Source organism: Pseudomonas sp. NFACC14, assembly GCF_900106885.1.
Taxonomy (GTDB): Bacteria; Pseudomonadota; Gammaproteobacteria; order Pseudomonadales; family Pseudomonadaceae; genus Aquipseudomonas; species Aquipseudomonas fluorescens_AA.
The window spans coordinates 212,044-233,975 of the sequence record NZ_FNOA01000003.1 but is presented as its reverse complement, the minus strand read 5'-3'; the positions used below and the strand labels follow the sequence as shown (position 1 = coordinate 233,975).

Annotated in this window: 17 protein-coding genes; all 17 read left to right on the top strand. The window is 61.7% G+C overall.

Features of this window, described 5'->3' with window-relative positions:
- The first annotated feature begins 2 nt into the window (after positions 1-2).
- The 17 genes from uppS to eno all read left to right on the top strand — a co-directional run bounded on the left by uppS (position 3) and on the right by eno (position 21,867).
- Entirely contained in the window at positions 3-758 is a 756-nt protein-coding gene (uppS, locus tag BLU85_RS07705; protein ID WP_060739000.1) for a polyprenyl diphosphate synthase, read from the top strand.
- Positions 758-1,564 carry a phosphatidate cytidylyltransferase gene (locus BLU85_RS07700; RefSeq protein WP_092202203.1) on the top strand — a complete coding sequence of 269 codons (807 nt, stop codon included), beginning with the start codon at positions 758-760 and terminating at the stop codon, positions 1,562-1,564. The genes uppS and BLU85_RS07700 overlap by 1 nt, the downstream gene beginning before the upstream one ends.
- On the top strand, positions 1,561-2,751 hold the full coding sequence (ispC, locus tag BLU85_RS07695; protein ID WP_092202201.1) for a 1-deoxy-D-xylulose-5-phosphate reductoisomerase: 1,191 nt from the start codon (positions 1,561-1,563) through the stop codon (positions 2,749-2,751). Before BLU85_RS07700 ends, ispC begins: the two co-directional genes overlap by 4 nt.
- A gap of 52 nt (positions 2,752-2,803) precedes the next feature.
- Positions 2,804-4,156 carry an RIP metalloprotease RseP gene (gene rseP, locus BLU85_RS07690; RefSeq protein WP_092202199.1) on the top strand — a complete coding sequence of 451 codons (1,353 nt, stop codon included), beginning with the start codon at positions 2,804-2,806 and terminating at the stop codon, positions 4,154-4,156.
- 74 nt (positions 4,157-4,230) lie between these two features.
- A complete protein-coding gene (gene bamA, locus BLU85_RS07685) occupies positions 4,231-6,606 on the top strand; it encodes an outer membrane protein assembly factor BamA (RefSeq protein ID WP_092202197.1) in 2,376 nt (791 codons plus the stop codon).
- Positions 6,607-6,651: 45 nt separating this feature from the next.
- Entirely contained in the window at positions 6,652-7,155 is a 504-nt protein-coding gene (locus BLU85_RS07680; protein WP_003184901.1) for an OmpH/Skp family outer membrane protein, read from the top strand.
- A 3-nt stretch (positions 7,156-7,158) separates the two neighbouring features.
- Complete coding sequence (gene lpxD, locus BLU85_RS07675) at positions 7,159-8,214, top strand: UDP-3-O-(3-hydroxymyristoyl)glucosamine N-acyltransferase (RefSeq protein WP_092202195.1); 1,056 nt, start codon at positions 7,159-7,161, stop codon at positions 8,212-8,214.
- A 105-nt stretch (positions 8,215-8,319) separates the two neighbouring features.
- Positions 8,320-8,760, top strand: a complete 441-nt coding sequence (fabZ, locus tag BLU85_RS07670) for a 3-hydroxyacyl-ACP dehydratase FabZ (RefSeq protein WP_003184897.1) — start codon at positions 8,320-8,322, stop codon at positions 8,758-8,760.
- On the top strand, positions 8,757-9,533 hold the full coding sequence (gene lpxA, locus BLU85_RS07665; protein WP_092202193.1) for an acyl-ACP--UDP-N-acetylglucosamine O-acyltransferase: 777 nt from the start codon (positions 8,757-8,759) through the stop codon (positions 9,531-9,533). Before fabZ ends, lpxA begins: the two co-directional genes overlap by 4 nt.
- 2 nt (positions 9,534-9,535) lie before the next feature.
- Positions 9,536-10,666: a lipid-A-disaccharide synthase gene (gene lpxB / locus BLU85_RS07660; protein WP_092202191.1), complete on the top strand. Its 1,131-nt coding sequence runs from the start codon at positions 9,536-9,538 to the stop codon at positions 10,664-10,666.
- On the top strand, positions 10,663-11,307 hold the full coding sequence (gene rnhB, locus BLU85_RS07655; protein WP_092202189.1) for a ribonuclease HII: 645 nt from the start codon (positions 10,663-10,665) through the stop codon (positions 11,305-11,307). The genes lpxB and rnhB overlap by 4 nt, the downstream gene beginning before the upstream one ends.
- A gap of 184 nt (positions 11,308-11,491) precedes the next feature.
- Entirely contained in the window at positions 11,492-15,013 is a 3,522-nt protein-coding gene (gene dnaE, locus BLU85_RS07650) for a DNA polymerase III subunit alpha (RefSeq protein ID WP_092202187.1), read from the top strand.
- Between the two features lie 149 nt (positions 15,014-15,162).
- Positions 15,163-16,110 (top strand): acetyl-CoA carboxylase carboxyltransferase subunit alpha, encoded by a 948-nt coding sequence (locus BLU85_RS07645; protein ID WP_047701999.1) that lies wholly within the window; start codon positions 15,163-15,165, stop codon positions 16,108-16,110.
- A gap of 135 nt (positions 16,111-16,245) precedes the next feature.
- Positions 16,246-17,574: a tRNA lysidine(34) synthetase TilS gene (gene tilS / locus BLU85_RS07640; protein ID WP_092202185.1), complete on the top strand. Its 1,329-nt coding sequence runs from the start codon at positions 16,246-16,248 to the stop codon at positions 17,572-17,574.
- A gap of 274 nt (positions 17,575-17,848) precedes the next feature.
- A complete protein-coding gene (locus BLU85_RS07635) occupies positions 17,849-19,480 on the top strand; it encodes a CTP synthase (protein ID WP_058542194.1) in 1,632 nt (543 codons plus the stop codon).
- A gap of 4 nt (positions 19,481-19,484) precedes the next feature.
- The gene (gene kdsA / locus BLU85_RS07630) at positions 19,485-20,330 is read left to right on the top strand and encodes a 3-deoxy-8-phosphooctulonate synthase (protein WP_053152762.1); all 846 of its coding nucleotides are present in this window, start codon (positions 19,485-19,487) and stop codon (positions 20,328-20,330) included.
- A gap of 247 nt (positions 20,331-20,577) precedes the next feature.
- Positions 20,578-21,867: a phosphopyruvate hydratase gene (gene eno, locus BLU85_RS07625; RefSeq protein WP_063322753.1), complete on the top strand. Its 1,290-nt coding sequence runs from the start codon at positions 20,578-20,580 to the stop codon at positions 21,865-21,867.
- Positions 21,868-21,932 lie beyond the last annotated feature (65 nt).

Sequence of the window (21,932 nt, the reverse complement as noted above, 5' to 3'; positions counted from 1 at the left end):
TCATGGAAAAGACCAAGCAGGCCGTGCCGTTCGCGGTTCCGCGCCACGTGGCGATCATCATGGACGGCAACAACCGCTGGGCCAAGAAACGCTTTATGCCTGGCGTCGCCGGGCACAAGGCGGGGGTCGATGCGGTTCGTGCGGTCATCGAGGTGTGCGCCGAGGCGGGGGTCGAGGTGCTGACCCTGTTCGCCTTCTCCAGCGAAAACTGGCAGCGGCCGGCCGATGAAGTCAGCGCCTTGATGGATTTGTTCCTCAAGGCTCTGCGTCGTGAGGCCAAGCGCCTCAACGACAACAAGATCAGCTTGCGCATCATCGGTGATCGCTCGCGCTTCCATCCTGAATTGCAGGCTGCGATGCGCGAAGCCGAGGCCGCGACGGCGGGCACCAATCGGTTCGTCCTGCAGATCGCCGCCAACTACGGTGGCCAGTGGGACATTGCCCAGGCTGCCCAGCGGTTGGCGCGGGAAGTCCAGGCCGGGCACTTGCGCCCGGAAGACATTACCCCTGAACTGTTGCAGACCTGCCTGGCGACCGGCGACCTGCCATTGCCGGACCTGTGCATCCGTACCGGTGGCGAGCATCGCATCAGCAACTTCCTGCTCTGGCAGTTGGCTTATGCCGAGCTGTACTTCTCCGACCTGTTCTGGCCGGACTTCAAACACGAAGCCATGCGCACCGCACTGGCCGATTTCGCTTCCCGTCAGCGTCGCTTCGGTAAAACGAGCGAGCAGATCGAAGCTGGAGCCCGGGTTTAATGCTTAAACAACGAATCATCACTGCCTTGATCCTGTTGCCTGTCGCCCTGGGTGGCTTCTTCCTGCTCGAAGGTGGCAGCTTTGCGCTGTTCATCGGGCTGGTCGTGACCCTGGGTGCGTGGGAGTGGGCGCGGCTGGCGGGCTTTCCTGCGCAGGCGGCGCGCGTGACCTATGCGACGGCCGTGGCGGCCATGCTGTTCATCATGTACGTGGTGCCCGGCCTCGCGCCTTGGGTGCTGGGTGCCGCGGTGCTGTGGTGGGCGACGGCGACCTTCCTGGTCCTGACCTATCCACGGACGACGCATCATTGGGCCAATACGGCGACCAAGCTGGTGATCGGCCTGTTGATCCTGCTGCCGGCCTGGCAGGGGCTGATCTGGATCAAGCAAGGCCCGTTGGGCAACTGGCAGATCATGGCCGTGATGGTGCTGGTCTGGGGTGCCGACGTTGGCGCCTATTTCTCCGGTCGGGCCTTCGGCAAGCGCAAGCTCGCGCCGAAAGTCAGCCCTGGCAAGAGCTGGGAAGGGGTCTATGGTGGCCTGGCCTTGAGCCTGGTGAGCACCACTGTGGTCGGTTTCGTGCGGGACTGGACGGTCGCGCAACTGTTCATGGGCCTTATTGGCGCCGCCCTGATCGTATTCGTGTCGGTGGTCGGCGACCTGACCGAAAGCATGTTCAAGCGTCAGTCCGGGATCAAGGACAGCAGTAACCTGTTGCCCGGTCACGGTGGTGTGCTGGATCGCATCGACAGCCTGACTGCCGCGATCCCGATCTTTGCCGTGCTGTTGTGGATGGCGGCATCGTGAGTCGCCCCCAGCAGATCACTGTTCTTGGCGCGACCGGTTCGATTGGCCTCAGTACGCTGGACGTCATTGGCCGGCATCCGGCGCGCTACCAGGTGTTCGCCCTCAGTGGCTTCACGCGTTTGAGCGAATTGCTGGCGTTGTGCATTCGTCACACGCCGCGGTTTGCCGTGGTGCCTGAGGTCGGCGTGGCGCGGGCGTTGCAGGACGATCTGCGCGCAGCCGGCCTGCAAACCCGCGTGCTGGTGGGGGAAGAGGGGCTCTGCCAAGTGGCTGCCGACCCTGAAGTCGACGCCGTAATGGCGGCGATCGTCGGTGCGGCGGGCCTGCGTCCGACCCTGGCGGCGGTGGAGGCTGGCAAGAAGATCCTGCTGGCCAATAAAGAGGCGCTGGTGATGTCCGGCGCGCTGTTCATGCAAGCTGTACGCAAGAGCGGCTCGGTGCTGCTGCCGATCGACAGTGAGCACAATGCGATTTTTCAATGCATGCCGCGGGATTTTTCCCGTGGTCTCGGCGCGGTAGGTGTCCGGCGGATTTTGCTGACGGCCTCCGGTGGTCCGTTCCGGCAGACGCCGCTGGAAGAATTGGTGCATGTTTCACCCGAACAGGCCTGTGCCCATCCGAACTGGTCCATGGGGCGCAAGATTTCCGTGGATTCGGCGAGCATGATGAACAAGGGCCTGGAGCTGATCGAGGCTTGTTGGCTGTTTGATGCCAAGCCGTCGCAGGTCGAGGTGGTGATTCATCCCCAGAGCGTGATTCACTCCCTGGTGGACTACGTCGACGGGTCCGTGCTGGCCCAGTTGGGTAACCCGGACATGCGCACCCCGATCGCCAATGCCCTGGCCTGGCCGGAGCGTATCGACTCGGGTGTTGCGCCGCTGGACCTGTTCGCTATCGCTCGCCTGGATTTCCAGGCGCCCGATGAGCAGCGCTTCCCCTGCCTGCGCCTGGCGCGCCAGGCGGCCGAGGCGGGCAACAGTGCGCCGGCCATGTTGAACGCTGCCAATGAAGTGGCCGTTGCCGCGTTTCTCGATGGACGTGTCCGTTACCTCGAGATCGCGAGTATCATCGAGGAAGTCTTGAATCTCGAGGCCGTGGTTTCGGTCGATGACCTCGATACAGTATTTACGGCGGATGCCAGGGCTCGTGAGTTGGCGGGCCAATGGCTGCAGCGCCACGGGCGTTGAAGCTGCGATACGTTAGCCAGGGTTGCCCTGGACAGGATTGCGGAGAAAACAGATGAGCGCGCTCTATATGATTGTCGGCACCCTGGTTGCCTTGGGGGTGTTGGTCACTTTTCACGAATTCGGTCATTTCTGGGTTGCGCGTCGCTGTGGCGTCAAGGTCCTGCGTTTTTCCGTGGGCTTCGGCATGCCATTGCTGCGCTGGCACGACAAGAAAGGCACCGAGTTCGTCGTGGCGGCCATCCCGTTGGGTGGCTACGTCAAGATGCTCGACGAGCGCGAAGGCGAAGTCCCGGCCGATCAGCTCGACCAATCCTTCAATCGCAAGACCGTCCGTCAGCGTATTGCCATCGTCGCGGCGGGGCCGATTGCCAACTTCCTGCTGGCCATGGTGTTTTTCTGGGGCCTGGCCATGCTGGGCAGCGAACAGGTGCGCCCGGTCATCGGTGGGGTAGAGGCCGGTAGCGTTGCCGCCCGTGCCGGGCTGGGTGCCGGGCAGGAAATCGTCGCCATCGATGGCGAGCCGACATCGGGCTGGGCGGCGGTCAATCTGCAGTTGGTACGTCGCCTGGGTGAGAGCGGTTCGTTGCAATTGATGGTGCGCGAGCAGGGCTCCACAGTGGATTCGCCTCGCGAGCTCATCCTGGACAACTGGCTCAAGGGTGCGGACGAGCCGGATCCGATCCGTTCCCTGGGGATCCGGCCATGGCGTCCGGCCTTGCCGCCGATCCTCGCGGAACTCGATCCGAAAGGCCCGGCCCAGGCGGCTGGCCTGAAGACCGGCGATCGGTTGCTGGCCCTCGACGGCCAGCCGGTCAGCGATTGGCAGCAGGTGGTCGATTCGGTTCGTGTACGTCCTGATACCAAAATTGTGCTGCGCCTCGAGCGCGACGGTGCTCCAATCGACGTCCCGGTAACCCTGGCCGCCCGTGGCGAAAGCAAGGCGCCGACCGGTTACCTGGGAGCGGGCGTCAAGGCGGTAGACTGGCCACCGGAAATGATCCGCGAGGTCAGTTTCGGCCCGGTGGCGGCGATTGGCGAGGGTGCGCGTCGTACCTGGACCATGAGCATCCTGACGCTGGACTCGCTCAAGAAAATGTTGTTCGGCGAGCTCTCGGTAAAAAACTTGAGTGGACCGATAACCATTGCTAAAGTGGCGGGCGCTTCTGCCCAGTCGGGCGTCGCTGATTTCCTGAATTTCCTTGCTTATCTGAGCATTAGCCTGGGGGTTCTGAATTTGCTGCCCATTCCGGTACTGGATGGGGGGCATCTGCTGTTTTATCTGATCGAGTGGGCGCGTGGTCGTCCCTTGTCGGATCGGGTGCAAGGTTGGGGGATACAGATCGGCATCAGCTTGGTGGTCGGGGTCATGTTGCTTGCCCTCGTCAACGATCTGGGTCGTCTGTAACGCTTCGCTGAATTGCGAATCTGCCGCATTTTGCGGCAGTTTGTTTATTGCCAGTTGGAATAAGAAAGGACTTCATGAAACGTCTGCTGCTAACTGCGGTTCTCACCGTATTGATGATCGCCGAAGTTCACGCCGAGTCCTTCACTATCTCTGATATTCGCGTCAATGGCCTCCAGCGGGTCTCCGCGGGTAGCGTCTTTGGTGCCTTGCCGTTGAACGTCGGCGAGCAGGCGGATGATCGGCGCCTGGTGGAATCCACGCGTGCGCTGTTCAAGACCGGCTTCTTTCAAGATATCCAGCTGGGCCGTGACGGCAATGTCCTGGTCATCACGGTAGTCGAGCGCCCATCGGTCGCCAGTATCGAGATCGAAGGCAACAAGGCGATCTCCACCGAAGACCTGATGAAGGGCCTCAAGCAGTCCGGCCTGGCCGAAGGCGAGATCTTCCAGCGCGCCACCCTCGAAGGCGTGCGTAACGAGCTGCAGCGCCAGTACGTTGCCCAGGGCCGCTACTCGGCCACCGTCGACACCGAAGTGGTGCCGCAGCCACGCAACCGCGTCGGCCTGAAGGTCAACATCAACGAAGGCACCGTGGCGGCCATCCAGCACATCAACGTGGTGGGCAACACGGTTTTCCCGGATGAAGACCTGATCGACCTGTTCGAACTCAAGACCACCAACTGGCTGTCGTTCTTCAAGAACGACGACAAGTACGCCCGTGAAAAACTCTCCGGTGACCTGGAGCGCCTGCGTTCCTACTACCTGGACCGTGGCTACATCAACATGGACATCGCTTCGACCCAGGTGTCCATCACCCCGGACAAGAAGCACGTCTACATCACCGTCAACGTCAACGAAGGCGAGAAGTACACCGTTCGTGACGTCAAGCTCAGCGGTGACCTGAAGGTTCCAGAGGACCAGGTCAAGTCGCTGCTGCTGGTACAGAAGGGCCAGGTGTTCTCGCGCAAGCTGATGACCACCACCTCCGAGCTGATCACCCGCCGCCTGGGTAACGAGGGCTACACCTTCGCCAACGTCAATGGCGTGCCGCAGCCACACGATGAAGACCACACCGTCGACATCACCTTCGCCGTGGACCCGGGCAAGCGTGCCTACGTCAACCGCATCAACTTCCGTGGCAACACCAAGTCCGAGGACGAAGTGCTGCGTCGTGAAATGCGCCAGATGGAAGGTGGCTGGGCGTCGACCTACCTGATCGACCAGTCCAAGACCCGCCTGGAGCGCCTGGGCTTCTTCAAGGAAGTGAACGTCGAGACGCCGGCCGTGCCAGGCGTCGATGACCAGGTCGATGTGAACTACAGCGTCGAAGAGCAGGCTTCCGGCTCGATCACCGCCAGCGTCGGTTTCGCCCAGAGCGCCGGCCTGATCCTCGGTGGTTCCATTACCCAGAACAACTTCCTGGGTACCGGTAACAAGGTCAGCATCGGCTTGACCCGCAGTGAATACCAGACCCGCTACAACTTCGGTTACGTGGACCCCTACTGGACCGCTGACGGCGTGAGCCTGGGCTACAACGCCTTCTATCGCACCACCGACTACGACGAGCTCGACTCCGATATCTCCAGCTATGCGGTGGACAGCTACGGTGTCGGCGCCAACATCGGCTATCCGATCAGCGAGACCTCGCGCCTGACCTTCGGCCTCACCGCCCAGCAGGACAAGATCAACACCGGTCGCTACACCGTCGACGAGATCTTCGACTTCGTTAACAAGGAAGGCGACAGCTACCTGAACTTCAAGGCGTCCGCCGGCTGGTCCGAATCGACCCTGAACAAGGGCGTGCTGGCAACCCGTGGTCATTCCCAGAGCCTGGTACTGGAAACGACTACGCCAGGCAGTGACCTGTCGTTCTTCAAGCTCGACTACCGTGGCCAGTTGTTCCAGCCGCTGACCGACACCTACACCATGCGCCTGCACACCGAGCTGGGCTATGGTGACGGCTACGGCTCGACCGATGGCCTGCCGTTCTACGAGAACTACTACGCTGGTGGTTTCAACTCGGTGCGTGGCTTCAAGGACAGTACCCTGGGCCCGCGCAGTACGCCGAGCCGAGGCAACAATCCAGGTACCATTGCCGACCCGGACCAGGATCCGCTTCCGTTCGGTGGCAACGTCCTTATCCAGGGTGGTCTGGAAGTCCTCTTCCCGATGCCGTTCGTCAAGGATCAGCGTTCCCTGCGTACCTCGGTATTCTGGGACGTGGGTAACGTATTCGACTCCAAGTGCAGCGACACTACCAACGCCAACGGCACCAGGTCCGACACTCAGTGCAACGACATCAGCCTGAGCAACATGGCCAGTTCCGTCGGTGTGGGCGTGACCTGGGTCACCGCGCTGGGTCCGTTGAGCTTCGCATTGGCGATGCCGATCAAGAAACCGGATGACGCTGAAACCCAAGTGTTCCAATTCTCCCTCGGCCAGACGTTCTAAGCGTCTGACCCATGACAACGACAATGGATTTTGTAGGAGTGCATCGTGCGTAAGTTGACTCAATTGGTTCTCCTGGCGACCGTACTGGTCGCAGGTCCGGCTTTTGCCGACATGAAGATTGCCGTGCTGAATTATCAGATGGCCCTGCTGGAATCCGACGCGGCGAAGAAATACGCCGTGGATGCCGAGAAGAAATTCGGTCCGCAACTGACCAAGCTCAAGGGCCTGGAAAGCAGCGCCAAGGGCATCCAGGATCGTCTGGTCGCCGGTGGCGACAAGATGGCCCAGGGCGAGCGCGAGCGTCTGGAGCTTGAATTCAAGCAAAAGGCCCGTGACTTCCAGTTCCAGTCCAAGGAGCTGAACGAAGCGAAAGCCGTTGCCGACCGCGAAATGCTCAAGCAACTCAAGCCGAAACTCGATAGCGCGGTGGAAGAAGTCATCAAGAAAGGTGGTTTTGACCTGGTGTTCGAGCGTGGCGCAGTGATCGATGTCAAGCCTCAATACGACATCACGCGCCAAGTGATCGAGCGCATGAATCAGCTGAAGTAATCCATGACAGCGACTATCAAGCTCGGCCAGTTGGCCGAGTTCCTCGGCGCCACCCTGCGTGGCGACCCGGAGAAGACAATTACTGGGCTAGCCACTTTGCAAGAGGCTGGCCCAGCTCAGTTGAGCTTTCTGGCAAACCCTCAATACCGCAAGTACCTGGTCGACAGCCGGGCGGCCGCGCTGTTGCTCAAGGCCGCTGATGCCGATGGGTTTGCCGGCGATGCCCTGATCGTGCCCGATCCGTACCTGGCGTATGCCCGCATTTCCCATCTGTTCGATCCCAAGCCGACATCGGCCGCCGGTATTCATCCCAGTGCCGTGATCGCTGCGGATGCCGTGGTGGACCCTACCGCCAGCGTCGGCCCGTTCGTGGTCATCGAAAGCGCGGCCCGAATCGGTGCCGGCGTCACGCTGGGCGCCCATTGCTTCATCGGCGCACGCAGCGAGGTCGGCGAAGGCGGCTGGCTGGCGCCACGGGTCACCCTGTATCACGATGTGCGCATCGGCAAGCGGGTGGTGATCCAGTCCGGCGCCGTGCTGGGTGGTGAAGGGTTCGGTTTTGCCAACGAGAAAGGCATCTGGCAGAAGATCGCCCAGATCGGCGGTGTCACCATTGGCGATGACGTGGAAATCGGCGTCAACACCGCGATCGACCGCGGGGCCCTGGCCGACACGGTCATCGGCAATGGCGTCAAGCTCGACAACCAGATCCAGATCGCCCACAACGTCCAGGTCGGTGACCACACCGCCATGGCCGCCTGCGTGGGTATCTCCGGCAGCACCAAGATCGGCAAGCATTGCATGCTCGCCGGTGGCGTCGGCCTGGTGGGCCATATCGACATCTGTGACAACGTATTCCTGACCGGGATGACCATGGTGACCCACTCGATTACCGAGCCGGGTGCCTATTCTTCCGGCACAGCCATGCAACCGGCAGCCGAATGGCGCAAGAGCGCGGCCCGTATCCGCCAGCTCGACGACATCGCACGGCGCCTCAAGCAGGTGGAAAAGCGTGTAGGGGACGTGACCCCTGGCGGTAATGCTTCATCAGATGGCTGATACCATTTCCATATCAAGTGTGCACAGCCGTTAGGGCATCTTGATTTGCTAGCGGAGTGCGCGTCACTCGTGCGCTCCCAATCTTTACATAGGCTTCCCCCCGAAATGATGGACATCAACGAGATTCGCGAATACCTGCCTCACCGTTACCCGTTCCTGCTGGTGGATCGGGTGGTGGACCTGGACGTTGAAGGCAAGCGCATTCGCGCCTATAAGAATGTCAGCATCAACGAGCCGTTCTTCAATGGTCACTTCCCCGCGCATCCCATCATGCCGGGCGTATTGATCATCGAGGCGATGGCCCAGGCTGCCGGGATCCTTGGTTTCAAAATGCTTGACGTCAAGCCTGCCGACGGCACGCTCTATTACTTCGTCGGCTCCGACAAGCTGCGCTTCCGCCAGCCGGTCACCCCGGGTGATCAGTTGATCCTCGAAGCCAAGTTCATCAGTTGCAAGCGCCAGATCTGGAAATTCGAATGCCAGGCTTCGGTCGACGGCAAGCCAGTCTGCTCCGCTGAAATCATCTGTGCGGAACGCAAACTATGAGTTTGATTGACCCTCGCGCAATCATCGATCCGACGGCCGTCCTGGCCGCCGATGTCGAGGTCGGCCCGTGGTCGATTGTCGGCGCAGGTGTGGAAGTCGGCGAGGGTACGGTGATCGGTCCCCACGTAATTCTCAAAGGGCCGACCCGGATCGGTCGGCACAATCGCATCTACCAGTTTTCTTCGGTAGGCGAGGACACGCCCGATCTCAAGTACAAAGGTGAAGAAACCCGTCTGGTCATTGGCGATCACAACGTGATCCGCGAAGGCGTGACGATTCACCGTGGCACCGTTCAGGATCGTTCCGAAACGACCCTGGGCGACCATAACCTGATCATGGCTTACGCACACATCGGCCATGACAGCGTGATTGGCAACCATTGCATCCTGGTCAACAACACCGCGTTGGCCGGCCATGTGCACGTGGACGATTGGGCGATCCTGTCGGGGTTCACCCTGGTGCACCAGTACTGCCATATCGGCGCCCACAGTTTCTCTGGCATGGGTACCGCCATCGGCAAGGACGTCCCGGCCTATGTCACGGTGTTCGGCAACCCGGCCGAAGCCCGCAGCATGAACTTCGAAGGCATGCGCCGTCGTGGTTTCAGCGAAGAGGCGATTACGGCCCTGCGTCGCGCCTACAAGGTGGTGTACCGCCAGGGCCTGACCGTCGAGCAGGCGCTCGCCGAACTGGCCGAGGCGTCGGTGCAACACCCGGAAGTCGCGATCTTCCGCGATTCCATCCAGTCTTCGACCCGCGGCATCACTCGCTGACCATGGCTAACGTGCGCGTTGCACTGGTGGCGGGAGAGGCTTCCGGTGACATTCTGGGCGCGGGTCTGATGCGAGCGCTCAAGGCGCAGCACCCCGCGGTGGAATTCATCGGGGTCGGTGGGCCATTGATGCAGGCCGAAGGCCTGATCTCCTATTTTCCGATGGAACGCCTGTCGGTGATGGGCCTGGTGGAGGTGCTCGGTCGCCTGCGCGAGCTGCTGGCCCGGCGCAAGAAGCTGATCCAGACCCTGATCGAAGAAAAACCGGATGTGTTCATCGGCATCGATGCGCCGGATTTCACCCTCACTATCGAACTCAAATTGCGTCAGGCCGGGATCAAGACCGTGCACTACGTCAGCCCGTCGGTCTGGGCCTGGCGGCAGAAGCGGGTGCTGAAGATCCGCGAAGGCTGCGACCTGATGCTGACGCTGCTGCCGTTCGAGGCCAGGTTCTACGAAGAGAAGGGCGTGCCGGTGCGGTTTGTCGGGCACACCCTGGCCGATACCATTCCCCTGGAGGCCGACCGCGAGGCGGCTCGCCGGACGTTGGGCTTGCCCGACGGGCCGCTGGTGGCCTTGATGCCCGGTAGCCGGGGCGGCGAGGTGAGTCGCCTGGGGGGCTTGTTCTTCGACGCCGCCGAACGCCTTCGGGCGATGCGCCCAGGTGTGCGTTTTGTCCTGCCGTGTGCCAGCCCGCAGCGTCGCGTCCAGCTGGAAGCCCTGCTGGTCGGTCGCGATTTGCCGGTGACGTTGCTCGACGGCCGTTCCCATGACGCGTTGGCGGCCTGTGATGCGGTGTTGATTGCTTCCGGCACTGCTACCCTTGAGGCATTGTTGTATAAACGCCCGATGGTGGTCGCCTATCGCCTGGCGCCGCTGACGTTCTGGATTCTCAAGCGCATGGTCAAGAGCCCCTACGTGTCCTTGCCGAACCTGCTGGCCCAACGCCTGTTGGTGCCGGAGCTGCTGCAGGACGATGCGACCGCCGAGGCGCTGGCCACCACGCTCTCGCCCTTGATCGACGGTGGCGAGGAACAGACGCGGGGCTTTGACGAAATTCACCGTACCCTGCGTCGCGATGCCTCCAACCAGGCGGCTGACGCGGTACTGACCCTGATTGGCGCAAAACCATGAGCAACGTAAAGCTACAGATGGGCCTGGACTTCAACCTGGTCGCCGAAGTGGAAGAACTGGTGGCCGGTGTCGATGAAGTGGGGCGCGGCCCATTGTGCGGCGCGGTGGTGACGGCGGCGGTGATTCTCGACCCGAACCGGCCGATCCTGGGGCTCGATGATTCGAAGAAGCTCACGCAAGCCCGTCGCGAAAAACTCTACGACGAAATCTGCGAGAAAGCCCTGAGCTGGTGCATCGCCCGGGCCGAAGTCAAAGAAATCGATGAACTCAATATCCTGCACGCCACCATGCTTGCCATGCAGCGTGCGGTGCAGGGCCTGCACATCACGCCGAAGTTGGCGATGATCGATGGCAATCGCTGCCCGAAACTGTCGATGCGCGCCGAAGCGGTCATCCAGGGCGACGGCAAGGTACCGGCCATCGCGGCGGCCTCGATCCTGGCGAAGGTCAGCCGTGACCGGGAGATGAGCGCCTTCGAGTTGATCTACCCGGGCTACGGCATCGGCAGCCACAAGGGCTACCCGACCCCCGTTCATCTGGAGGCCCTGGCGCGCCTGGGGCCAACGCCGATCCACCGGCGCTCGTTCGCCCCGGTGCGGCTGGCTTATGAAGCCCGTGAAGGGTTGATAGAAAGGATTTAGCGGAAACGTCGCCATGCCATGCCGTGCCTTGTAGGAGCTGGCGAAGCCTGCGATCTTTGCACTCTCGACTCAATCGGCAGCGGAAAGATCGCAGCCTCGCTTCGCTCGGCAGCTCCTACATGTTTTACCCAAGGCCCGGTACAATCCGGGCCTTGTTGTTTTCATGACTTAACGCAGGATCACTATGCCGGCTTCATTCGTTCATCTACGCCTGCACACTGAATACTCCCTGGTCGACGGTCTGGTGCGGATCAAGCCCCTGGTCAAGACCCTGGTGGGCATGAACATGCCTGCCGTGGCGGTTACCGACCAGAACAACATGTGCTCGCTGGTCAAGTTCTACAAGGCCGCCATGGGCGCCGGGATCAAGCCGATCTGTGGCGCCGACCTGTGGTTGTCGAACAAGGACCCGGACGCGCCGCTGAGCCGTATCAGCCTGTTGGTGATGAACGGCGTGGGTTATCGCAACCTCACCGAGCTGATCTCCCGCGGCTTTATCGATGGCCAGCGCAATGGCTCGATCATCATCGAGCGCGAGTGGGTGGCCGAGGCCAGCGAAGGGCTGATCATGCTGTCGGCGGCCAAGGAAGGTGAAATCGGCCTGGCCCTGCTCAGTGGCAATCCCGACGAAGCCGAGACCCTGGCCCGTGACTGGATGGCGGTGTTCCCGGACCGCTTCTACATCGAGGTGCAACGCACCAACCGTCCCAATGACGAAGAGCACCTGCATGCCGCCGTGGCCCTGGCCGACAGGATCGGCGCGCCGCTGGTGGCGACCAACGACGTGCGGTTCATCAAGCAGGAAGATTTCGAAGCCCACGAAACGCGGGTCTGCATCGGTGAGGGCCGTGCCCTCGACGACCCGCGTCGGTCGAAGAACTACAGCGACCAGCAATACCTCAAGAGCGCCGAGGAAATGGCCGAGTTGTTCAGCGACTTGCCCGAGGCGCTGGAAAACACCGTCGAGATCGCCAAGCGCTGCAACATCGAAGTGAAGCTGGGCAAGCACTTCCTGCCCAACTTCCCGATTCCCGATGGCATGACCATCGACGAATATTTCCGCAAAGTCTCCTTCGACGGCCTCGACGAACGCCTCCGCGTCCTGTTGCCCAAGGACACCACCGAAGATTACGAAGCCAAGCGCCAGGTCTATGTCGATCGGTTGAATTTCGAGCTGGATATCATCATCCAGATGGGTTTTCCCGGTTACTTCCTGATCGTGATGGACTTCATCCAGTGGGCCAAGAACAACGGCGTGCCGGTGGGCCCTGGCCGTGGATCGGGCGCCGGGTCGCTGGTGGCCTATGTGCAGAAGATCACCGACCTCGACCCGCTGGAATATGACCTGCTGTTCGAACGTTTCCTCAACCCGGAACGGGTATCCATGCCCGACTTCGACGTCGACTTCTGCATGGACGGTCGCGACCGGGTCATCGACTACGTGGCCGAGAAATACGGCCGCAACGCGGTAAGCCAGATCATCACCTTCGGTTCCATGGCCGCCAAGGCGGTGGTGCGTGACGTGGCGCGGGTGCAGGGCAAGTCCTACGGTCTGGCGGATCGCCTGTCGAAGATGATTCCGTTCGAAGTCGGCATGACCCTGGAGAAGGCCTATGAGCAGGAAGAAATCCTGCGGGACTTCATCAAGGTCGACGAAGAGGCCGCGGAAATCTGGGAGATGGCCCGCAAGCTCGAAGGCGTGGTGCGTAACGTCGGCAAGCACGCCGGGGGCGTGGTCATCGCGCCGACCAAGCTGACGGACTTCTCGCCGATCTATTGCGATGAAGAAGGCGACGGCCTGGTGACCCAGTTCGACAAGGACGACGTCGAGGCGGCGGGCCTGGTCAAGTTCGACTTCCTCGGCCTGCGGACCCTGACGATCATCGACTGGGCGCTGAAAACCATCAACCGCGACCGGGCCAAGGTCGGCGAAGAGCCGCTGGACATTGCCTTCATCCCGCTGGATGACAAGCCGACCTACAGCCTGTTGCAAAAAGCCGAAACCACGGCGGTGTTCCAGCTTGAATCCCGGGGCATGAAGGAGCTGATCAAGAAGCTCAAGCCCGACTGCCTGGAAGACCTGATCGCACTGGTGGCCCTGTTCCGTCCGGGGCCCCTGCAATCGGGCATGGTGGATGACTTCATCAACCGTAAGCACGGTCGCGCCGAGCTGGCGTACCCGCACCCGGATTATCAGTACGACGGCCTCAAGCCGGTGCTGGCCCCGACCTACGGCATCATCCTGTACCAGGAACAGGTGATGCAGATTGCCCAGGTGATGGCCGGCTACACCCTCGGCGGCGCGGACATGCTGCGTCGAGCCATGGGTAAGAAAAAACCCGAGGAAATGGCCAAGCAGCGCGGCGGTTTCATCGAAGGTTGCGCGAACAACGGCATCGATGCGGACCTGGCGGGCAACATCTTCGACCTGGTGGAAAAATTCGCCGGCTACGGCTTCAACAAATCCCACTCCGCCGCCTATGGCCTGGTGTCGTACCAGACGGCATGGTTGAAGGCGCATTACCCGGCGCCATTCATGGCCGCGGTACTGTCGGCGGATATGCACAACACCGACAAGGTCGTGACCTTGATCGAAGAAGTGCGGACCATGAAGCTGCGCCTCGACGCACCGGACGTGAACGCTTCGGAGTTCAAGTTCACGGTGAACGACGAAGGCCGCATCATCTATGGCCTCGGCGCGATCAAGGGCGTGGGCGAGGGGCCGGTGGAAGCCATCACCGAAGCGCGCCAGGACGGGCCGTTCAAGGACCTGTTCGATTTCTGCGCGCGGGTCGATCTCAAGCGCATCAACAAGCGCACCCTCGACGGTTTGATCCGCAGTGGCGCGTTGGACCGGCTCGGGCCTTACTTCCAGGATGAGCCCAAGGCCTACCAGGCCAACATCGACCGCAACCGCGCGGTGTTGCTGGCGGCGATGGAGGAGGCGATCAAGGCCGCCGAACAGACCGCCCGTACCCACGACAGTGGCCACGCCGACCTGTTTGGCGGGCTGTTCGTCGAGGAGGACGCCGATGTCTACGGCAACCATCGCAAGGCCAAGGAACTGACCCTCAAGGAACGTCTCAAGGGTGAAAAAGACACCCTGGGCCTGTACCTCACCGGTCACCCGATCGACGAATACGAAGGCGAGATCCGCCGCTTCGCCCGCCAGCGCATCATTGACCTCAAGCCGGCGCGCGACACCCAGACGGTCGCCGGCATGATCATCGCCCTGCGGGTGATGAAGAACAAAAAGGGCGACAAGATGGGTTTCATCACCCTCGACGACCGCTCCGGGCGCATCGAGGCGTCACTTTTCGCCGATGCGTTCCATTCTGCGCAGTCGCTGTTGCAGACCGACGCGATGGTGGTGGTGGAAGGCGAAGTCAGCAACGATGATTTCTCTGGTGGCCTGCGGTTGCGGGTCAAGCGGGTGATGAGCATGGAAGATGCCCGTACCAACCTGGCCGAGAGCCTGCGCCTGAAGTTGCAGACCCAGGACCTCAAGGGCGATCAGCTACGCTGGTTGGGCGAATTGTTCAAGCGCCATCGCGGTGCCTGTCCGATCACCATGGAGTACGTACGCCCCGATGCCAAGGCCGTGCTGCAGTTCGGCGAAGGCTGGCGGATCGATCCGGCGGATGCGTTGATTCAAGCCTTGCGTGACCAGTTCGGCAAAGACAACGTCTTCCTCCAATACCGTTGACGGCCAGGGGCCACTGTTGAAACCGGAATGCCCCTGATCTCGACCCGAATTTTTAATCTCGACCTGAACGCGCCTCTCCCTTAAGGTAGGCGCGAATAGACAACCGGCCGGCCCAAGCTCTCTTGGACGTCGACCCAAGACGGACGCCTATGAACCCGAATTTTCTTGATTTCGAACAGCCGATCGCCGACCTGCAAGCCAAGATCGAAGAGTTGCGCTTGGTCGGTAATGACAATTCGCTGAATATCGGCGATGAAATCTCTCGTCTGCAGGACAAAAGCCGCACGCTGACCGAAGACATCTTCGGCAAGCTGACCAGCTGGCAGATCGCCCGCCTGGCACGTCACCCGCGTCGTCCCTACACCCTGGACTACATCGAGCACATCTTTACCGAGTTCGATGAGCTGCATGGCGACCGTCACTTCTCCGACGACGCCGCGATCGTCGGCGGTGTCGCCCGCCTGGAAGACCAGCCGGTGATGGTGATCGGTCACCAGAAAGGCCGCGAAGTCCGCGAGAAGGTGCGCCGCAATTTCGGCATGCCGCGTCCGGAAGGCTACCGCAAGGCGTGCCGCCTGATGGAAATGGCCGAGCGCTTCAAGATGCCGATCCTGACCTTCATCGACACCCCGGGCGCCTACCCGGGCATCGACGCCGAAGAGCGCAACCAGAGCGAAGCGATTGCCTGGAACCTGCGCGTCATGGCACGCCTGAAAACCCCGATCATCGCCACCGTGATTGGCGAGGGTGGTTCCGGCGGTGCGTTGGCCATCGGTGTCTGCGACCAGTTGAACATGCTGCAATATTCCACTTACGCAGTGATCTCGCCGGAAGGCTGCGCCTCGATCCTGTGGAAAACGGCCGAGAAGGCGCCGGATGCCGCCGAGGCCATGGGCATTACCGCCGAGCGTCTCAAAGGCCTGGGCATCGTCGACAAAGTGATTAACGAACCCGTGGGCGGCGCCCACCGCGACCCGGCTGCGGCGGCGGCACTGATCCGCGCCGAGCTGAGTTCCCAACTGTCGATGCTCAAGAAATTCGACAACGACGCGCTGCTGGCCCGTCGCTACGAGCGGTTGATGAGCTACGGTCTCTGATCCAAGCGCTGTACCCCTGTGTGGGAGCGAGCTTGCTCGCGACAACGGTTTAACATTCAACAGATAAGTTGACTGATACACCGCCATCGCGAGCAAGCTCGCTCCCACATTTGATTGGTGTGAAGGCCAGTTTCTATGAATCAGCCCAGGATCGACCTGCCAACCCGGCTCCTCACACAGCTATCCCCCTGGCGCAACGCCGCCACCTGGCGCATCGCCTTCTCCGGCGGCCTCGACTCCACCGTCCTGCTGCACCTGCTCGCCACCCTCTCACGACACCACGCCCTGCCCGCGCTGAGTGCTATCCATGTGCATCACGGCCTTCAGGCAGTGGCCGAGGCGTGGCCGGATCATTGCCGTTCGGTCTGTGGAGCCCTTGGTGTGACTCTGGAGGTGGTGAATGTGCAAGTGCGCCCTGGCGCCAGTATCGAGCGTGCCGCCCGGGAGGCACGTTATGGCGCGTTCGTGGCGGCCCTCCAGGGCAATGAAGTGCTGCTCACCGCCCAGCATCGTGATGACCAGGCCGAAACCTTGTTGTTTCGCCTGCTGCGGGGGGCAGGGGTGAGGGGCCTGGCGGCGATGCCACGGCAGCGGCCTTTGGGGCTGGGGCATCTGCTGCGGCCCTTGCTCGAGGTGCCCCGTGCCGAGCTGCAAGCCTATGCGACGCAACAGGGCTTGAGCTGGATCGACGACCCGTCCAACGATGATCACCGGTACGCGCGCAACTACCTGCGCCAGCGGGTTTTTCCAGTGCTGGCCGAGCACTGGCCGCAAGCCTCGGCGACCTTGGCCCGAAGTGCTGCGCACATGGGCGAAGCCCAAGGCTTGCTGGACGACTTGGCGCGGATCGACTTGGCCCAGGCCGCGACGTCAGATGCGTTCGACTGGCTTGGGCTGCAATCGCTGGTGCTGGCGCCATTGCGGGCGTTGTCGCCGGCCCGTCAGCGCAACGCATTGAGCCACTGGCTGGCGCCACTGACCCTGCTGCCCGACAGCGATCACTGGGCCGGCTGGGACTCGTTGCGCGATGCCGCGGACGATGCCCGGCCAATCTGGCGTCTGGCCGGCGGCGAGCTGCACCGGGCCGCCGGGCGGGTCTGGTGGTTATCCGACCACTGGCTATGTTCGCTGCCAGGCCCCGTCGACTGGGCGGATCCGGCGCTGCCGCTGCCCTTGCCGGGCAACGGTCGGGTGGCGCTTATCGGCCAGCCGCCTGCGGGGCCGCTTAGCGTGCGCTATCGTCAAGGCGGCGAGGTGCTGGCGCTAGCGGGTCGTGGTCATCGTGATCTCAAGCGTTTGCTCAATGAAAAGGGTGTGCCGGCGTTTGTTCGCGGCCGATTGCCGCTGCTTTATCAAGGCGAGCGATTGCTGGCGGTGGCCAACCTGGCCGGGCTCGATGCACAAGCTGATGGCAGTTGGCGATTGATCTGGACGCCAGGAAACCAAGATCTGGGTTTGAGCTGAAAGGGGCTTTCCGGTAGACTACGCTCCCTTCTTGATACAACTTCTGTGGATTCGCCTGAATTGCAGGAGTTGCCGATTACCAAGCAGTCTTTGCTGGGCGATTCCAAAAAATGTGTAGCGAGCAACGTACCGGTGATTTCACTTCCGGTCTGTCCCAACGCGGCGGTTTTTTTGAAAGGTGCACTGTGATTAATGCAGGTGATCGGGGGCTTCGGCCTTCCTTCGCTTTCCCCGGCGGCTCGGACCGCTTTAACGCAGACTTCTAGGGTTTTTCATGACGCGCTACATATTCGTCACGGGCGGTGTTGTTTCTTCATTGGGGAAAGGCATTGCCTCGGCTTCATTGGCGGCCATCCTGGAGGCGCGGGGACTTAAGGTCACCATGCTCAAGCTGGACCCGTACATCAACGTCGACCCGGGCACCATGAGCCCGTTCCAGCACGGTGAAGTGTTCGTCACCCACGACGGCGCCGAGACCGACCTGGACCTGGGCCACTACGAGCGGTTCATCCGCACGACCATGACCCAGAACAACAACTTCACCACCGGCCGTGTCTACGAACACGTGCTGCGCAAGGAGCGTCGTGGTGACTACCTGGGCGCGACCATCCAGGTCATCCCGCACATCACCGACGAAATCAAGCGCCGCATCATCAAGGGTGCCGGCGACGCCGACGTGGCGATGGTCGAAATCGGCGGGACCGTGGGCGATATCGAGTCCCAGCCGTTCCTCGAAGCCATCCGCCAGTTGCGTTTCGAAATCGGCGCCAAGCGCGCGATGCTGATGCACCTGACCCTGGTCCCGTACATCGCCACCGCCGGCGAAACCAAGACCAAGCCGACCCAGCACTCGGTCAAGGAACTGCGCTCCATCGGCCTGCAGCCGGACGTGCTGATCTGCCGCTCCGACCACCCGATCGACATCTCGTCGCGTCGCAAGATCGCCCAGTTCACCAACGTTGAAGAGCGCGCGGTCATCGGTCTGGAAGACGCCGATACCATCTACAAGATCCCGGGCATCCTGCACTCCCAGGGCCTGGACGATTTCGTCGTCGAGCGTTTCGGCCTGCAATGCGCCAGCGCCGACCTCTCCGAATGGGACGCCGTGGTCGATGCCAAGCTCAACCCGGAGCACGAAGTCACCATCGCCATGGTCGGCAAGTACATGGAACTGCTGGACGCCTACAAGTCGTTGATCGAGGCGATGAGTCACGCCGGTATCAGCAACCGCACCAAGGTCAACCTGCGCTACATCGATTCCGAAGACATCGAGAACCAGGGCACCGGCCTGCTCGAAGGCGCCGATGCGATCCTCGTGCCGGGCGGCTTCGGCCTGCGGGGCGTGGAAGGCAAGATCACCGCGGTGCAATACGCTCGCGAAAACAAGGTGCCTTACCTGGGCATCTGCCTGGGCATGCAAGTGGCGGTCATCGAGTTCGCCCGTAACGTGCTGGGCTGGAAGGACGCCAACTCCACCGAGTTCGATCGCGCCAGCGGCCATCCGGTCGTGGGCCTGATCACCGAGTGGGAAGATGCCACCGGCGCCGTGGAAGTGCGCACCGAAAGTTCGGACCTGGGCGGCACCATGCGTCTGGGCGCCCAGGAATGCCTGCTCGAAGCCGGCTCCAAGGTGCACGATTGCTACGCCAAGGATGTGATCGTCGAGCGTCACCGTCATCGCTACGAAGTGAACAACAACCTGCTGCCGCAACTGATCGAGGCCGGCCTGAAAATCTCCGGTCGTTCCGGTGACGGCGCGCTGGTGGAAGTGGTCGAGTCCCCGGACCATCCATGGTTCGTCGCCTGCCAGTTCCACCCCGAGTTCACCTCCACGCCTCGGGACGGTCATCCGTTGTTCAGCGGTTTCGTGAAGGCCGCGTTGGCTCAACACCAGAAAAAGGCATAAGACGATGGCCCAGAAGATCATCCGCGTCGGCGACATCGAGATTGCCAACGACAAGCCCATGGTGCTGTTCGGCGGCATGAACGTGCTGGAAAGCCGCGACATGGCGATGCAGGTCTGCGAGGAGTACGTGAAGGTGACCCAGAAACTGGGTATCCCTTACGTGTTCAAGGCCAGCTTCGACAAGGCCAACCGTTCGTCCGTGACGTCCTACCGTGGCCCGGGCCTGGAAGAGGGCATGCGGATTTTCCAGGACATCAAGCAAGCCTTTGGCGTGCCGATCATCACCGACGTCCACGAGCCTGCCCAGGCCGCGGTCGTCGCCGAGGTCTGCGACATCATCCAGTTGCCGGCTTTCCTGTCGCGCCAGACCGACCTGGTGGTGGCGATGGCCAAGACCGGTGCGGTGATCAACATCAAGAAAGCCCAGTTCCTCGCGCCCCAGGAAATGAAGCACATCCTGAGCAAGTGCGAAGAGGCCGGCAATGACCAGTTGATCCTCTGCGAGCGTGGCTCGAGCTTCGGCTACAACAACCTGGTGGTGGACATGCTCGGCTTCGGCATCATGAAGCAGTTCGAGTACCCGGTGTTCTTCGACGTGACCCACGCCTTGCAGATGCCCGGTGGTCGCTCCGATTCCGCCGGCGGTCGTCGCGCCCAGGTCACCGACCTGGCCAAGGCGGGCATGAGCCAGTCCCTGGCCGGCCTGTTCCTCGAGGCCCACCCCGATCCGGACAACGCCAAGTGCGACGGCCCTTGTGCCTTGCGCTTGAACAAGCTGGAACCTTTCCTGTCTCAGCTCAAGGCATTGGACGAGCTGGTCAAGGGTTTTCCGACGATAGAAACCGCGTAACGCGGTTTTCTCCGGTAAAGTACCGCTCGATTATCGCTCTGGCCCGCTGGCCGCACTGCTCTTGTGGGAGCATGGCTTGCGATGGTGTCCTTCAGGGCTCATCGTCGGCAAGCCTTGCTCCTTGTGGCGAGGGAGCTTGCTCCCGCTGGAGCGCGAAGCGCTCCCCATCCAGGCTCTAGGCTGCATCGCAGCTGAGCGTGAGCAAGTTTTCTGCAACGTTCTAGTCAACTTTGGAGTGTTTACAACAATGGCAAAAATCGTCGACATCAAAGGTCGTGAAGTTCTCGACTCCCGTGGCAACCCCACTGTTGAAGCGGACGTGCTTCTCGACAACGGTATCATCGGCAGCGCCTGCGCGCCGTCCGGTGCTTCCACTGGCTCGCGCGAAGCGCTGGAGCTGCGTGATGGCGACAAGAGCCGTTACCTGGGCAAGGGCGTGCTCAAAGCCGTCGCCAACATCAACGGTCCGATCCGCGACCTGTTGCTGGGCAAGGACCCTGCCGACCAGAAAGCCCTCGATCACGCGATGATCAAGCTCGACGGTACCGAGAACAAAGCCTCCCTGGGCGCCAACGCTATCCTCGCCGTGTCCCTGGCCGCTGCCAAGGCCGCTGCCCAGGACCAGGACCTGCCGCTGTACGCGCACATCGCCAACCTCAACGGTACCCCGGGTGTCTACTCGATGCCGGTGCCGATGATGAACATCATCAACGGCGGCGAGCATGCCGATAACAACGTCGACATCCAGGAGTTCATGGTGCAGCCGGTTGGCGCCAAGACCTTCTCCGAAGGCCTGCGCATGGGCACCGAGATTTTCCATCACCTCAAGGCCGTGCTGAAGGCCCGTGGCCTGAGCACTGCCGTTGGCGACGAAGGCGGTTTCGCACCGAACCTGGCGTCCAACGAAGACGCGCTGAAAGTGATCTCCGAAGCCGTGGCCAACGCAGGCTACAAGCTGGGTACCGACGTGACCCTGGCCCTGGACTGCGCCGCCAGTGAGTTCTTCGAAGACGGCAAGTACAACCTGTCCGGCGAAGGCCAGGTGTTCACCGCCGAAGGTTTCGCCGACTACCTCAAGGGCCTGACCGAACGTTATCCGATCATCTCCATCGAAGACGGCCTGGACGAGTCCGACTGGGCTGGCTGGAAAATCCTCACCGACAAGATCGGCGAGAAGACCCAGCTGGTGGGTGACGACCTGTTCGTGACCAACACCAAGATCCTGAAAGAAGGCATCGACAAGAAGATCGCCAACTCGATCCTGATCAAGTTCAACCAGATCGGCACCCTGACCGAAACCCTGGAAGCCATCCAGATGGCCAAGGCCGCGGGCTATACCGCCGTGATCTCCCACCGCTCCGGTGAAACCGAAGACTCGACCATTGCCGACCTGGCCGTGGGCACTGCGGCGGGCCAGATCAAGACCGGTTCGCTGTGCCGTTCCGACCGCGTTTCCAAGTACAACCAATTGCTGCGTATCGAAGAGCAATTGAATGGCAAGGCCAAGTACAACGGTCGTGCCGAGTTTCGCGGTTAAGCGGTAAATGGTAAAAAGACAGCGGCTTAGGTCGGAAAAGTCGCCATGGCGGCGCTTTTCCCTCT

What these genes read in the sequence shown, in the direction of transcription:
- fabZ (WP_003184897.1), top strand. Translation starts at nt 8,320, where the DNA reads ATGATGGACATCAACGAGATTCGCGAATACCTGCCTCACCGTTACCCG.
- BLU85_RS07700 (WP_092202203.1), top strand. Translation starts at nt 758, where the DNA reads ATGCTTAAACAACGAATCATCACTGCCTTGATCCTGTTGCCTGTCGCC.
- lpxD (WP_092202195.1), top strand. Translation starts at nt 7,159, where the DNA reads ATGACAGCGACTATCAAGCTCGGCCAGTTGGCCGAGTTCCTCGGCGCC.
- BLU85_RS07635 (WP_058542194.1), top strand. Translation starts at nt 17,849, where the DNA reads ATGACGCGCTACATATTCGTCACGGGCGGTGTTGTTTCTTCATTGGGG.
- tilS (WP_092202185.1), top strand. Translation starts at nt 16,246, where the DNA reads ATGAATCAGCCCAGGATCGACCTGCCAACCCGGCTCCTCACACAGCTA.
- dnaE (WP_092202187.1), top strand. Translation starts at nt 11,492, where the DNA reads ATGCCGGCTTCATTCGTTCATCTACGCCTGCACACTGAATACTCCCTG.
- eno (WP_063322753.1), top strand. Translation starts at nt 20,578, where the DNA reads ATGGCAAAAATCGTCGACATCAAAGGTCGTGAAGTTCTCGACTCCCGT.
- lpxA (WP_092202193.1), top strand. Translation starts at nt 8,757, where the DNA reads ATGAGTTTGATTGACCCTCGCGCAATCATCGATCCGACGGCCGTCCTG.
- kdsA (WP_053152762.1), top strand. Translation starts at nt 19,485, where the DNA reads ATGGCCCAGAAGATCATCCGCGTCGGCGACATCGAGATTGCCAACGAC.
- rseP (WP_092202199.1), top strand. Translation starts at nt 2,804, where the DNA reads ATGAGCGCGCTCTATATGATTGTCGGCACCCTGGTTGCCTTGGGGGTG.
- lpxB (WP_092202191.1), top strand. Translation starts at nt 9,536, where the DNA reads ATGGCTAACGTGCGCGTTGCACTGGTGGCGGGAGAGGCTTCCGGTGAC.
- rnhB (WP_092202189.1), top strand. Translation starts at nt 10,663, where the DNA reads ATGAGCAACGTAAAGCTACAGATGGGCCTGGACTTCAACCTGGTCGCC.
- BLU85_RS07645 (WP_047701999.1), top strand. Translation starts at nt 15,163, where the DNA reads ATGAACCCGAATTTTCTTGATTTCGAACAGCCGATCGCCGACCTGCAA.
- uppS (WP_060739000.1), top strand. Translation starts at nt 3, where the DNA reads ATGGAAAAGACCAAGCAGGCCGTGCCGTTCGCGGTTCCGCGCCACGTG.
- bamA (WP_092202197.1), top strand. Translation starts at nt 4,231, where the DNA reads ATGAAACGTCTGCTGCTAACTGCGGTTCTCACCGTATTGATGATCGCC.